Here is a 12,667-nt window from a genome sequence, read left to right as displayed (position 1 = left end):
CGGCGACATTGTCAAACCCCGCGTCCGCGCTACATCGCGAGTGTGACGGACACGCGACCCATCCTGTTTTTCGATTCCGGGGTGGGCGGGCTTTCGGTGCTCGGGCCAACCCGCGCCCTGCTGCCCCGGGCGCCCTTCGTCTATGTCGCCGATTCGGCCGGCTTTCCCTATGGCACCAAGAGCGAGGCGGAGATCGCCGCGCGCGTGCCGGCGCTGCTGGGGCGGCTGGCCGAGCGCTATCGTCCGCGGCTGATCGTCATCGCCTGCAACACTGCCTCGACCATCGCGCTCGCGGCGGTGCGCGCGGCGCTCGACCTGCCGATCGTCGGCACCGTGCCCGCGATCAAGCCTGCCGCGGCCTTGAGCAGGACCCGCGCGATCGGCGTGCTCGGCACTGACGCGACGGTGCGCCAGCCCTATGTCGATGATCTCGCCGCGCGTTTCGCCGGCGATTGCCTGGTGCTGCGCCACGGATCGGCCGAACTGGTCCAGCTCGCCGAGGCGAAGCTGCGTGGAGAGGATACGCCGCCCGACCGCTACCGCGCGATCCTTGCCGGCCTGTTCGATCAGCCGGGCGGCGACCGCATCGACGTGATCGTCAATGCCTGCACGCATTTCCCGCTGGTGGTCGAGGAACTGGCGGCTGTCGCTCCGCACAGGGTCGATTTCGTCGACGGGTCGGAAGGCATTGCGCGCCGAGTCGCTTTTCTCACCCAGGGCCAGTCATGGCCGGACAGCCCGGGTGACGGAGTCGCGGTGTTCACGGGCCATGCCGATCACGGCCCGCTTGCCCCCGCGCTCGCACGGTACGGCCTCAGCCGGATCGAGTCGCTCTAGGCTGCTCGGCCGGCATCTCCACCGACTCGGCGGCCAGCACGGCATAACGACTCGCCAGCTCGGCATGGACTCGCCGTGCCGAACGATCCCCGCTCCGCCCGGCAAGCTCGCGTTCCTGCGCTGCCCGGCGCGCGAAATAGTCCCGTTTTCCGTCACTTGAAATGGTATCGGCCATGATCAAAGCTCCATGCGTCAAAGCGGGAGCGCATCGCGTCTCTCGGTCGCGGGCATGCTTCGAGCAGAAGCCCGGCGATGCCGCCTTATAGCACGCAACGCGCCGGCGGCGCATGATCGAGGACAAGAATCTCGCCGGCGATGGGACGATATCCGGATATATCCCTAGAGCAAAACGCTGGAAATCCTTGGCGCCGCGCGCTAGGGCGGCCCGCATGGAAGCGGACGGAACGGCGCTGCGGGGAGTGGACTACTCGCGCATCTTCACCCAGGCGATCGATCGCCTGCATGTCGAAGGGCGCTACCGCGTCTTCATCGATATCCTGCGCAACAAGGGCGCGTTTCCGAACGCGCGCTGCTTTGCCGGGCATAACGGGCCGAAGCCGATCACCGTGTGGTGCTCGAACGACTATCTCGCCATGGGCCAGCATCCGGCGGTGATCGCCGCGATGGAAGAGGCGCTGCACGATGTCGGCGCCGGCTCGGGCGGCACGCGCAACATCGGCGGCAACACCCATTACCATGTCGATCTGGAGGGCGAGCTCGCCGATCTCCACGGCAAGCAGGGCGCGCTGCTGTTCACCTCGGGCTATGTCTCGAACGAGGCGACGCTCGCCACCCTCGCCAAGATCCTGCCGGGCTGCATCATCTTCTCCGACGAGATGAACCATGCCTCGATGATCGCGGGCATCCGCAATTCGGGCTGCGAGAAGCATGTCTTCCGTCACAATGATCTCGAGCATCTGGAAGAGCTGCTCGCCGCCGTCGACCCGGCCGCGCCGAAACTGATCGCGTTCGAGAGCGTCTATTCGATGGAGGGCGATATCGCCCCGATCGCGGCGATCTGCGATCTCGCCGACAAGTACAGCGCGCTGACCTATCTCGACGAAGTCCATGCGGTCGGCATGTACGGCGCACGGGGCGGCGGCATCTCGGAACGCGACGGCGTCGCTGACCGGCTGACCATCATCGAAGGCACGTTGGGCAAGGCGTTCGGGGTCATGGGCGGTTACATCACCGCCGATCAGACGATCATCGACGTGATCCGCTCCTATGCGCCGGGCTTCATCTTCACGACCAGCCTGTCGCCCGTGCTGGTCGCCGGTGCCCTGGCCAGTGTGCGCCACCTCAAGGCCTCCGGCGTCGAGCGCGAGGGGCAGCAGGCCGCCGCGACCCTGCTCAAGACGATGATGGCCGAGGCCGGGCTGCCGGTGATGAATTCGACCACGCATATCGTGCCGCTGATGGTCGGCGACCCGGTCAAGGCCAAGAAGATCAGCGACATCCTGCTCGCCGAATATGGCGTGTACGTCCAGCCGATCAATTACCCGACGGTGCCGCGCGGCACCGAGCGGCTGCGCTTCACCCCGGGCCCCGCCCATGACGAGGCGATGATGCGCGAGCTGACCGGGGCGCTGGTCGAGATCTGGAGCCGGCTCGACCTGCGCATGGCCGCCTGAGGCCTGCCGCCCGGCAAGAGCTGCGTCGATTCAACATTGGTGAAGCCGCGCTATCGTTGCGCGCGATCGGAATGGCGCGCCATTCCGGACGCGCTCTTTCTTTTTGTCATTGAAACGGTCATCGAAAGACGGGGCCCTGTTCGGCCATCCGGGCTTCCCTGTTATCGCAGCGATTTTCCCTGTTCCGCCATTAACAGGGTAATCGCCCAATAAGCCTTTGCTTAACCGATCGAATTTTGCAGCGGATTTCCAACATAACAGGGAAATTCGCGCCAAAAAAATAATTGGCCCATTATCAGGGTGGAACAGGGTCGGCGCGGCACGCGCGGGAGAGGCCTTCAGCCAATCCCACCCATGCCGCGACGTCCGTCAGGCCCTCACGTCACCCCGTGCATCCACTTCTTCAGCGGCCAGGACAGCAGAAGGAGCAGCAGCCCGAGGCCGATCGCGATATAGGAGATCGTCGTGAACACGCCGGTATAGGTCTCCAGGCTGACCTTCAGATTGGTCACCTGCCCGCCGACCGTCTCGACGCTCGCCACCTGCGCCACCGCGCCCGCGACATATTGCGCGACCGAGATCGAGAGGAACCACACGCCCATCATCATGCCGACGATGCGCGCGATCGACAATTTGGTGATCATCGACAGGCCGACCGGCGAGATGCAGAGCTCGGCGATCGAATGGATCAGATAGAGCCCAGCGAGCCAGGCCATGCCGACCTTGAAGTCGGTCCCGACGAATTGCGTGCCCCAGACCAGGAACAGAAAGCCCGCGCCGACCCCCATCAGCGCGATGGCGAACTTGATCGGGATCGACGGCTCCAGCCCGCGCCGAGCCAGCGCATTCCACAACACGCTGAAGATCGGCGCGAAGATGACGATGAACAGCGCGTTGAAGATCTGGGTCTGTCCGGCCGGCATGACATAGACCGGTTCGCTGCCGAAGCCGTGCGTGCGCGCGACATGCATGCCGATCAGGCCGGCCACCGCGACCACGGTGAAGCCGATCGCCATGATGCGCCGCGTCTCCGGCAGCTCGCCCGAGGCGAAGAACCAGAAGGCCAGCCAGGAGACGCCGCCGATCACCGCGGCGAAGAACAGATAATAGCTGATCGGGGTCGCCTGGAACATCGCGAACAGCGGCGCGGTCCAGCCGATTTCGAGCACGGTGTTGCGCGCCGCGAACAGGGTCAGCGAGGATCCGGCCTGCTCGAACAGGGTCCAGAACACCACGTTGAAGATGATCAGCACCATCGCCGCCATCATCATCTGGAACTCGGCCTTGCTGCCCTTGAGATAGGACCAGACCAGGATGGCGGGCACGCCGATCAGGAAGGTGCCGAACAGCGCCTTGCCCATGATCGGCAGGTTGAGCACATAGCCGATCACGCCCGACCCTTCCGGCGGCGCGACATAGTTCATCAGGTTCCAGAACAGGAAGATGACGAGCGGCACGGTGACGATCGCGCCGCCATAGATCCACCAGTCGCGGTCCTTCGGCGCATCGGATGGGCGTTCGCCATAGCCGGTCAGCCGGCCGCCATCGAACTGGAACAGCAGCCAGGAACAGGTCATGCCGATCGCGGCGAGGCCGAAGCCGGCCCACCAGCCCACGCCCTCGGCGAGGATCGGGCAGAAGAATTGCGAGATCAGCGAGCCAAGATTGATGCCCATATAGAACATCGTGAACCCGGCATCGCGCCGCCGGTCGCCGCCCGCATAGAGCTCGCCGACCATGGTCGAGATGTTGGGCTTGAAGAAGCCGTTGCCGACGGTGACGAGCGACAGGCCGAGCAGCATGATGAACACGAAGAAGGGTGAGCGCTGGCCGTCCGACTTGAAGCCTTCCGGTGCGATCTTGCGGATTTCCTGACCATCGTTGCCGAGCAGCGAGACGCTCTTGTCGTCATTGCCGCGAATCTGCAGTCGCTGGCCCTTGTCGATCAGGAACTGCCTGCCGGCATCGCCCTTGCCTTCGACCACCACCTCATAGCGCTGGCCGTCGATCGTCGCGAAGGGCGTGGCCCCGCTGCCGCCGAAACAGAGCGTGAAATAGCCGGCCGCCATCATGATCGCACCGAACTTCACGGTGCGTTTGGAACCGAGATACTGGTCGGCGATCAGGCCGCCGACCAGCGGCGTCAGATAGACCAGGGCGGTGAACCCGCCATAGATGCCGGTCGAGGTCTGGTCGTTGAACAGGAAATGGTTGGCGAGATAGAGCGTCAGGATCGCCCGCATGCCGTAATAGCCGAAGCGTTCCCACATCTCGGTGGTGAACAGCCGCTTGAGCTGTGGCGGATGGCCGAACCAGACGGCGTCGCTGACCGGGTTTACATGGGTGATATCCGGTTCTCGCGGGCTGTCCGCGGTCGGGGTGTCCACCATTTTTGTTCGCTCCCTCAATAACTTCCCGCCGTCGATTGCAGCGGTGCTGATGGCGTGAACCTAGCGGCATCCGCCGGGGTGTAAATATACCCGGCAAGCCCCTAGATGGCGGCCATGTTCAACGACACCAGCAGCCCGCTCGCGCTCCTCGCCACCCGCCGCTCGGGCAAGCCCCGCGATCTCGTCGCGCCCGGGCCCGACCAGGCCCAGCTCGACCATATCCTGGAGATCGCGGCGCGCACGCCCGATCACGGCAAGCTCGCGCCGTGGCGCTTCGTGGTGGTGCCGTCCGATCGGCGCGATGCGCTGAGCGACCTCATCGTCACTGCCTATCGCGCCGAGCGCCCCCAGGCCTCGCGGCTCGAGATCGAGGCGATGGATCAGTTCGCGCGCCAGGCGCCGGGCCTCGTGGTGGTGCTGTCGTCGCCCAGACCCGAAAGCCATATTCCCTTGTGGGAGCAGGAGCTGTCGGCCGGGGCTGCCTGCATGAACCTGCTCCACGCCGTGCATGCCAGCGGATTCGCCGGCGGATGGCTCACCGGATGGGCCGCCTACAGCGATACGGTGCGCGACGCCTTCGGGGCGGCACCCGAAAAAATCGCGGGATTTGTGTTCATTGGAACGCCGTCCAGGCCGCTCGACGAACGGCCGCGTCCGGAATCGGACAAAATCGTCCGATATTGGACATAGCATTGGACTCAGGGGGTAATTGGTGTATTATTGCACCATGACAGCCCTGAACAGCGACGACAGTCCCGTTTACATCAAGCTGCGCGGCACGATTTCAGCCGCAATCCTGCGCGGCGACTATCGCGCGGGCGACCAGCTTCCCTCGGTCCGCGCGCTCGCGGCCGAGCACGGCGCCAATCCGCTGACGGTGGCCAAGGCCTATCAGAGCTTCCAGGACGACGGCTATGTCGAGGTCCGTCGCGGCGTCGGCATGTTCGTGCTGCCGGGCGCCGCCGAACGACTCCGCCTCGCCGAGCGCGATCATTTCATCCGCGAAAGCTGGCCGCGCATCCGGGCGCACATCACCCTGCTCGGTCTGAATACCGATGAATTGCTGGAGCGCGAAGAGGCGTAAGCCCCTTGTGTTCCCGCGAAGGCGGGAACCCAGTCTGGGCTCCCGCCTTCGCGGGAGCACATCGGATGTCAGGCCGCGAACGCTTCCGCCGGCACCGAATACAGCAGTTCCGCTTTGGCCATGGCAGCCGCCCTGAGGCCGATCGCCTCGGGCACGATCTGCTCGACATAGAAGCGCGCGCTGGCTGCCTTCATCGCCAGAAAGGCCGGATCGCCGCTCGCCTCCGCCGCCGCGCGGCCCTGCCGCTCCATCAGCCAGCCGCACACCGCGGTCGAGAGCATGGTGAGGAACGGATAGCTCGCCGCCAGCCGGTCATCGGCGTCGCGGCTCATCAGGTCGCGGCCGATCGCGTCGCACGCTTCGACCAGCGCGATCAGCCCTTCATCCTTCGCTTCGGCGCGCATGTCGGCGATCAGCCGCGCGAACACGCCACCATTGTCCAGCCCGAGCTTGCGCCCGACCAGATCGGCTGCCTGGATGCCGTTGGTGCCTTCATAGATCGGCGTGATCCGCGCATCGCGGAAGAACTGGGCGGCGCCGGTCTCCTCGATATAGCCCATGCCGCCATGCACCTGGATACCGATCGAGCTGACCTCACAGCCGATATCGGTGCCATGCGCCTTGGCGAGCGGGGTCAGCAGGTCGAGCCGCTCCTGCGCGCCGACCTCGCCGATCGCGGCGCGGTCGACATGGCTCGCGGCATAATAGACCAGCGCGCGCGCCGCCTGGGTCTGCGCCTTCATCCGCAGCAGCATGCGGCGGACATCGGGATGCTCGATGATCGCGACGCTCTCCTTGCTGGCCGAGCCGGCGCGCGGCGACTGGATGCGCTCGCGGGCATAGGCCACCGCTGCCTGAGTCGCGCGCTCGGCGACCTGCGCGCCCTGCAGGCCCACGTTCAGCCGCGCATTGTTCATCATCGTGAACATCGCGCGGATGCCGCCAAACTCGCCGCCGATCAGCTCGCCGACACAATCGTCATGGTCGCCGAAGCTCAGCACGCAGGTGGGCGAGGCATGCAGCCCCATCTTGTGCTCGATCGAGACGACGCGGACGTCGTTCAATTCGCCCGGATTGCCCTCGGCATCGAGCCGGTATTTGGGCACGAGGAACAGCGAGATGCCCTTGGTCCCGGCCGGCGCATCGGGGGTGCGGGCGAGAACGAGATGGACGATGTTGGGCGCCATGTCATGGTCGCCGAACGAGATGAAGATCTTGGTGCCCTTGATGCTCCAGGTCCCGTCGCCGCGCGGCCTGGCCTGGGTGCGCAGCGCGCCGACGTCGGATCCGGCCTGGGGTTCGGTCAGGTTCATCGTGCCGGTCCAGGCGCCGGTCGCGAGATGCGGCAGATAGAGCGCCTGCTGCTCGGGCGATCCGTGATGGATCAGCGCCTCGATGGCGCCGACCGTCAGGGTGGGGGCGAGCGCGAGGCCCATATTCGCCGCGCCGAGCGTATCGAGCACCGCCGTCTGGATCGCGAAGGGCAGGCCCTGGCCGCCAAAGGTCTCGGGCACGCCGATCGTGCCCCAGCCGCCCTCGACATAGTCGCGATACGCCTTGCCGAAGCCTTCGGGCATGACGACGCCGTCGGGCGTCCATGTCGCGCCGACCGTGTCGCCCTCGCGCAGTAGCGGCGCCCATTCGCCGGCCGCGAAATCGCCGATCCCCTCCAGCACCGCCTCGACGACATCCTCGGTCGCGGCGGCGAAGCGTTCGGAATCGGCGAGCGCGCCGATGCCGACGACATGGTCGAGCACGAAGCGCTGGTCGGCGGTGGGGGCGGTGAAACTCATGATATTTTTCTTCCTGCGGTCGCCCGCGCTATAGCCGCGCCTGATGACCGTGCAAAACCCGCCCATAGTCACGCGTACCTTACCCTACGGCGAGGCCGCGATCGCCGAGGCGGCCGCGGTCGTCGCGGCGGGCCAGCCGGTCGCGATCCCGACCGAGACGGTCTATGGCCTCGCCGCCGACGCGACCGATTCGCGCGCAGTCGCCGGCATCTATGCCGCCAAGGGCCGGCCGAGTTTCAACCCGCTGATCGTCCATGTGCTCGACCGTGCGGCAGCGGAGACGATCGCGCGTTTCGATGACGCTGCGAGCGCGCTGGCCGCTGCCTTCTGGCCCGGGCCGCTGACCCTGGTGCTGCCGCTCCGCCCGGATGCGGGGATCGCGGCGCTGGTGACGGCCGGGCTCGACACCATCGCGATCCGAGTCCCGGCGCACCGCGCGATGCGGGCGCTGTTGCAGGCGACGGACAAGCCGCTCGCCGCGCCCTCCGCCAATGCCAGCGGCGCGATCAGCCCCACGCGAGCGGAGCATGTGCTGGCAAGCCTGGGCGGGCGGATACCGCTGATCGTCGATGATGGGGCGACCGAAGCGGGGCTGGAATCGACGATCGTGATGACGGGCAACGGCGTACAGGTGCTGCGCCCCGGCCCGATCACGGCAGAAGCGATCCATGATCTCTTCCCCGGCGAAGGCCGGGGCCCAGTTACGATGACCTCCGATGCTGGGCCCCGGCCTTCGCCGGGGAAGCAAGTGGTAACGGCGCCCGGCCAACTCGATAGCCACTACGCCCCCTCCAAACCCCTCCGCATCAACGCATCGTCACCCGCCCCGGACGAATGGTCGATCGGATTCGGTTCCATCTCCGGCGACGACACCTTGTCCGCGACGGGCGACCTGACCGAAGCAGCCGCGGCGCTGTTTTCCGCCCTGCACCGCGCCGACGCCTCGGCGAAACCGCGCATCGCGGTCGCGCCCGTCCCCCAGACCGGGCTCGGCGCCGCGATCAATGACCGGCTGCGCCGCGCCGCGCACCGCGACTGACGTCTTTACGGCACCGTAACGGCCGCTACCCTCCTCCTCGGGTACGACTCGCACAGGAGTGGAAGGCCATGGTGACGAACACGCAGCGGGGGCTCGCGGAGTTCCTCGGTACCTTCTGGCTCGTCTTCGGCGGCTGCGGCAGCGCGGTACTGGCGGCGGGCTTTCCGGACGTCGGCATCGGCTTTGCCGGCGTCTCGCTCGCCTTCGGCCTGACCGTGCTGACCATGGCCTATTCGATCGGCCATATCTCGGGCTGCCACCTCAACCCGGCGGTCACGCTCGGCCTGTGGGCCGGTGGGCGCTTTTCGGGCAAGGACATTCCGCTCTATGTGATCGCCCAGGTGCTCGGCGCGATCGTCGCGGCCTATGTCCTGTACTTTATCGCCAGCGGCGCGCCGGGCTTCACCCTGCCGGCCAACGGCCTCGCGGTGAACGGGCTCGAATCGCTCTCGCCCGGCCATTATTCGCTGGTCGCGGGGCTCGCCATCGAGGTCGTGCTGACCTTCTTCTTCCTGCTGGTGATCATGGGCTCGACCGACACCCGCGCGCCCGCCGGCTTCGCGCCGATCGCGATCGGCCTCGCACTCACCCTGATCCACCTGATCAGCATCCCGGTCACCAACACCTCGGTGAACCCGGCGCGCAGCACCGGCCCGGCGCTGGTGGTCGGCGGGCTGGCGTTGCAGCAGCTCTGGTGGTTCTGGCTCGCGCCGATCGTCGGCGGCGTGCTCGGCGGCCTGGCGTACAAGACGCTCGGCGCGGATGCATCGAAGAAGCCACCGATCGAAGGCGAAGCGCTCTGATCCAGCGGCCCCCTCGCCGTCAGGCGAGGGGGTTGCGAAGTCAGAGGCTGAACTTCAGCGTCGCGCGGATGTCGCGGCCGGCGAGCGGCGCGAAATCCTTGAGGAAGCTCGCCGATCGCCGCGCATCGACATCGAAGATGTTGTTGGCGCTGATCGTCAGCATGGTCTTGTTGCCGGGGCCGAACGGCTTGATCCCGACCGAGGCGTTGACCATCGTATAGCCGTCGGTCGGCGTCTCGAACGCGGCGATCCGGTTCTGGTCGAACGCATGCTCGAGCTCGAGGCGGCCGTTGAGCGTCTCGCCCTGCGCCTCGATCCCGCCGAGCACGCGCGCCGGCGGGATGCGCGGCAGCGGGCCCTGGTCGACGATCGAGGCATGGACATAGTCGCCCAGCGCATCGACGTTGATCTTGTAGCCGCCGATCTGGGCGAGCAGCACCGATGCCTCGGCTTCGACGCCATAATAGGTCGCGTCGGTCTGCACTGACTGGAAACAGGGGAAGTCGACGGTGCGTCCGCTCGGTGCGGCAGCCGCTTCGCACACCGCCTGCGCGACCTGGATCTCGGCGATATAGTTGCTGAAGCGGTTATAATAGGCCGACGCATCGAAGCTGAAGCCATTGCCATGCGCGTGCAGCGTGCCTTCGATCCCCCAGCTCTTCTCCAGCTTGAAGTCGGGATTGCCCAGCTCATAGGCCTGGGTGCCGGCATGGGCGCCATTGGCGAACAGCTCCTCGGCGGACGGCGCACGCTCGGTCCGCGACAGGTTCAGGCCGAACCGCACCGCATCGCTGATCCCGTAGGACGCGCCGAGCGAGCCCGACAGCGCCTCATAATGCCGCTGCCCGGCAAAGAAGCGATCGTCGCCCAGCGGCGTGCGCGCCGCGACGTCGGTCAGCTCGTAGCGCAGGCCCGCCTCGGCCTTGAACTTGCCCAGGTCGAGCTGCTGCAAGGTGAACAGGCCAGTCTGGTTGGTCTCGTTCTTGGGCAGGAAGGCCTCGTCGCCGACCACGTTGAACACGCGGTTGAAATATTGCACGCCCGACGCGCCCAGCCAGGCGCCCTTCTTGGCCTGGACCAGCTCGAGCCGCGCCTCGGTGCCGTTATTGTAGAAGGCGGTGCCGACCGATCCGTCCGGCGCCAGCTCGAAGTGGCGATAGGTCGCATGGCCCGCGCGGATGCGGATCTTGTCGAGGAAGCCCCCGCCGGTATCGACTTCGCCGCGCAGGTCGAACCGGTTCTGCACGATGTCGAGACGCGGCGCTTCCTGGCCCTGGTCGGGCAGGGTCGCATAGCGGATCGGCACGCCGTACAGGCTGTCATAATGGCTGTAGGAGATGCCGAGATTGCCGGTGTCGGTGATGATCGAGGCGCCGACGCCCGCGGTACAGGTCTCCGCCGCCGAATTGGGCAGCGTGCCGCGGATCGCGGCGTTGGCGGCATAGTCGATCGGGTCCTCGCCGGGCACGGGCGCCGCCGGCGGCAGCTGGCTGGTGGCGATCGCTTCCTGCCGGCGCTGCGCGGTCAGCGCATAGCCGCCGATATGGAGGTCGTCGCTCTTCGAATAGGATCCGTCGGCATGCAGCACGAGATGCTCGCCGACCGCCACGTCGCCGGCCAGGCCGCCCGACCGCTCGTTCGCGGCCGAGCCATAGGTGGCGATCCCGTCGAGCCGATAGCCCTTGGCCGGGATCGCGCGGGGAATGCGCGTGTCGATCACATTGACCACGCCGCCAACCGCCGACGAGCCGAACAGCAAGGCGGAAGGACCGCGCAGCACCTCGATGCGCTCGGCCAGCAGCGGATCGATGATCACCGCATGGTCGACCGAGGTGTTGGAGACGTCGATCGATCCGATGCCGTCGGTCAGCACCCGGACCCGCTCGCCCTGGAAGCCGCGCAGGATCGGGCGCGACGCGCTCGGGCCGAACGAGGTGGCGGACACGCCCGGCTGCTTCGCCAGCGTCTCGCCGATGGTCGGCTTCAGGTCGCGGGTCAGCTCCTCGCCGCTCACCACCGAGGTGCCCGACAGCACGTCGGTCTCGCTTTGCCGGAACGGTGCAGTGACGATCACGTCATGCCCCTGATCGGCCGGCGCGATGTTGTCGGTGGTCGGCGCCGAAGGCGCGTCCTGCGCATAGGCCGGCCCGGCGAACATCAGGGCGGTACCGGCGAGCAGGGCGATCTTCAGCGTCATGGCATACTCCAACTGGGCGTTGTGCAGCGCAGTATATACGATGTTATAAAGTATCAAGGCGGTTCGTCGCCGCGACCGCACGCTTCGCCGATGAGATGCGTGTTACAGCGTCGCGACCCGCATGTTACGGCGCGTAGACGACCGACGCGCCGGCGCGCTTGAGTCGCAACCAGGCGCCGAGTGCCCACCACGCCAGCGCCCAGAGCGTTCCGAAGCTCCACCCGGCGATCACGTCGCTCGGCCAATGGACGCCGAGATAGACCCGGCTGAACCCGATCGCGATCACCAGCAGGCCGGCGACAATCAGGATATAGCGACGTGCGCGTTGCTCCTCGACGATCTGGACGGTCAGCAGGGCAATGGTGAGATAGATGATCGCGCTGTTCGCCGCATGGCCGCTGGGGAAGCTTGCGGAGCTCACCTCGACGAGATGATCGGTCAGCGCCGGGCGGGCGCGGCCGATCAGCGCCTTGGCGATGGCGACCGCGATCGATCCGCTGATCGTCCCGCCCAGCACCAGCCAGAAGGTCAGCCACTGGCGCTGGACCGCCAGGAACCCGGCGACGATCGTCACCAGGATCACGAGCGCGGTCTCACCGCCCAGCGCGGTTACGTCGATCATTGCCTGTTTCAGCCAGAACGGGCCGATCGGCGTGCCGTGCATCGTGCCGCCGCGCATCGCGAGCAGGATGCGGCTGTCGAAACCGAACTGCCAGCCGCGATCGATCAGGGTGCCGACCAGGCCCAGGATCAGCACCGAAGCGGCAACCGCGCCGGCGCCAAGCCTCAGCCATGGGGGATGCCGGATATCGTCGGGGATGCGCCCGCCCGTATCGGCGCCCTCGGCGTGGAGAGGATCGTCGGAAAGGGGGGCGTCTGGCGTCACCCGC

The 12,667-nt window shown here is 66.7% G+C and carries 11 protein-coding genes; 6 read left to right on the top strand and 5 right to left on the bottom strand.

Annotated features, from left to right (window positions below):
- Positions 1-42: 42 nt before the first annotated feature.
- Positions 43-837, top strand: coding sequence for a glutamate racemase (murI, locus tag ACZ1I5_RS20360; RefSeq protein WP_465171055.1), 795 nt, complete (start codon positions 43-45; stop codon positions 835-837).
- Here murI and ACZ1I5_RS20355 read toward each other — a convergent pair.
- Positions 815-1,012: a hypothetical protein gene (locus ACZ1I5_RS20355; protein ID WP_465171054.1), complete on the bottom strand. Its 198-nt coding sequence runs from the start codon at positions 1,010-1,012 to the stop codon at positions 815-817. The genes murI and ACZ1I5_RS20355 overlap by 23 nt on opposite strands.
- A gap of 214 nt (positions 1,013-1,226) precedes the next feature.
- Between ACZ1I5_RS20355 and hemA the strand changes: the two genes are divergently transcribed.
- Complete coding sequence (gene hemA / locus ACZ1I5_RS20350; RefSeq protein WP_465171053.1) at positions 1,227-2,471, top strand: 5-aminolevulinate synthase; 1,245 nt, start codon at positions 1,227-1,229, stop codon at positions 2,469-2,471.
- A 377-nt stretch (positions 2,472-2,848) separates the two neighbouring features.
- On the opposite strand, the gene ACZ1I5_RS20345 is transcribed toward hemA, so the two are convergent.
- Positions 2,849-4,861 (bottom strand): peptide MFS transporter, encoded by a 2,013-nt coding sequence (locus tag ACZ1I5_RS20345; protein ID WP_465171052.1) that lies wholly within the window; start codon positions 4,859-4,861, stop codon positions 2,849-2,851.
- Positions 4,862-4,975: 114 nt separating this feature from the next.
- Here ACZ1I5_RS20345 and ACZ1I5_RS20340 point away from each other — a divergent pair, with 114 nt between their 5' ends.
- On the top strand, positions 4,976-5,551 hold the full coding sequence (locus ACZ1I5_RS20340; RefSeq protein ID WP_465174011.1) for a nitroreductase family protein: 576 nt from the start codon (positions 4,976-4,978) through the stop codon (positions 5,549-5,551).
- Positions 5,552-5,588: 37 nt separating this feature from the next.
- Positions 5,589-5,945 carry a GntR family transcriptional regulator gene (locus ACZ1I5_RS20335; RefSeq protein ID WP_465171051.1) on the top strand — a complete coding sequence of 119 codons (357 nt, stop codon included), beginning with the start codon at positions 5,589-5,591 and terminating at the stop codon, positions 5,943-5,945.
- 68 nt (positions 5,946-6,013) lie between these two features.
- On the opposite strand, the gene ACZ1I5_RS20330 is transcribed toward ACZ1I5_RS20335, so the two are convergent.
- A complete protein-coding gene (locus tag ACZ1I5_RS20330) occupies positions 6,014-7,738 on the bottom strand; it encodes an acyl-CoA dehydrogenase (RefSeq protein WP_465171050.1) in 1,725 nt (574 codons plus the stop codon).
- Between the two features lie 43 nt (positions 7,739-7,781).
- On the opposite strand from ACZ1I5_RS20330, the gene ACZ1I5_RS20325 reads away from it, so the two are divergent.
- Positions 7,782-8,777: an L-threonylcarbamoyladenylate synthase gene (locus tag ACZ1I5_RS20325; protein ID WP_465171049.1), complete on the top strand. Its 996-nt coding sequence runs from the start codon at positions 7,782-7,784 to the stop codon at positions 8,775-8,777.
- 68 nt (positions 8,778-8,845) lie between these two features.
- Positions 8,846-9,580, top strand: coding sequence for an aquaporin Z (aqpZ, locus tag ACZ1I5_RS20320; RefSeq protein WP_465171048.1), 735 nt, complete (start codon positions 8,846-8,848; stop codon positions 9,578-9,580).
- Positions 9,581-9,620: 40 nt separating this feature from the next.
- Here aqpZ and ACZ1I5_RS20315 read toward each other — a convergent pair whose 3' ends face one another.
- Both ACZ1I5_RS20315 and ACZ1I5_RS20310 read right to left on the bottom strand, forming a co-directional pair.
- Entirely contained in the window at positions 9,621-11,777 is a 2,157-nt protein-coding gene (locus tag ACZ1I5_RS20315) for a TonB-dependent receptor (protein WP_465171047.1), read from the bottom strand.
- 124 nt (positions 11,778-11,901) lie between these two features.
- Positions 11,902-12,663 (bottom strand): phosphatase PAP2 family protein, encoded by a 762-nt coding sequence (locus ACZ1I5_RS20310; RefSeq protein ID WP_465171046.1) that lies wholly within the window; start codon positions 12,661-12,663, stop codon positions 11,902-11,904.
- Between the last annotated feature and the right edge of the window lie 4 nt (positions 12,664-12,667).

Source organism: Sphingomonas sp. BL-S-30 (assembly GCF_055521475.1).
This window is presented reverse-complemented; position numbering and strand designations above follow the sequence as displayed.

What these genes read in the sequence shown, in the direction of transcription:
- hemA (WP_465171053.1), top strand. Translation starts at nt 1,227, where the DNA reads ATGGAAGCGGACGGAACGGCGCTGCGGGGAGTGGACTACTCGCGCATC.
- ACZ1I5_RS20335 (WP_465171051.1), top strand. Translation starts at nt 5,589, where the DNA reads ATGACAGCCCTGAACAGCGACGACAGTCCCGTTTACATCAAGCTGCGC.
- ACZ1I5_RS20325 (WP_465171049.1), top strand. Translation starts at nt 7,782, where the DNA reads ATGACCGTGCAAAACCCGCCCATAGTCACGCGTACCTTACCCTACGGC.
- ACZ1I5_RS20315 (WP_465171047.1), bottom strand. Translation starts at nt 11,777, where the DNA reads ATGACGCTGAAGATCGCCCTGCTCGCCGGTACCGCCCTGATGTTCGCC.
- ACZ1I5_RS20330 (WP_465171050.1), bottom strand. Translation starts at nt 7,738, where the DNA reads ATGAGTTTCACCGCCCCCACCGCCGACCAGCGCTTCGTGCTCGACCAT.
- ACZ1I5_RS20345 (WP_465171052.1), bottom strand. Translation starts at nt 4,861, where the DNA reads ATGGTGGACACCCCGACCGCGGACAGCCCGCGAGAACCGGATATCACC.
- ACZ1I5_RS20355 (WP_465171054.1), bottom strand. Translation starts at nt 1,012, where the DNA reads ATGGCCGATACCATTTCAAGTGACGGAAAACGGGACTATTTCGCGCGC.
- ACZ1I5_RS20340 (WP_465174011.1), top strand. Translation starts at nt 4,976, where the DNA reads ATGTTCAACGACACCAGCAGCCCGCTCGCGCTCCTCGCCACCCGCCGC.
- aqpZ (WP_465171048.1), top strand. Translation starts at nt 8,846, where the DNA reads ATGGTGACGAACACGCAGCGGGGGCTCGCGGAGTTCCTCGGTACCTTC.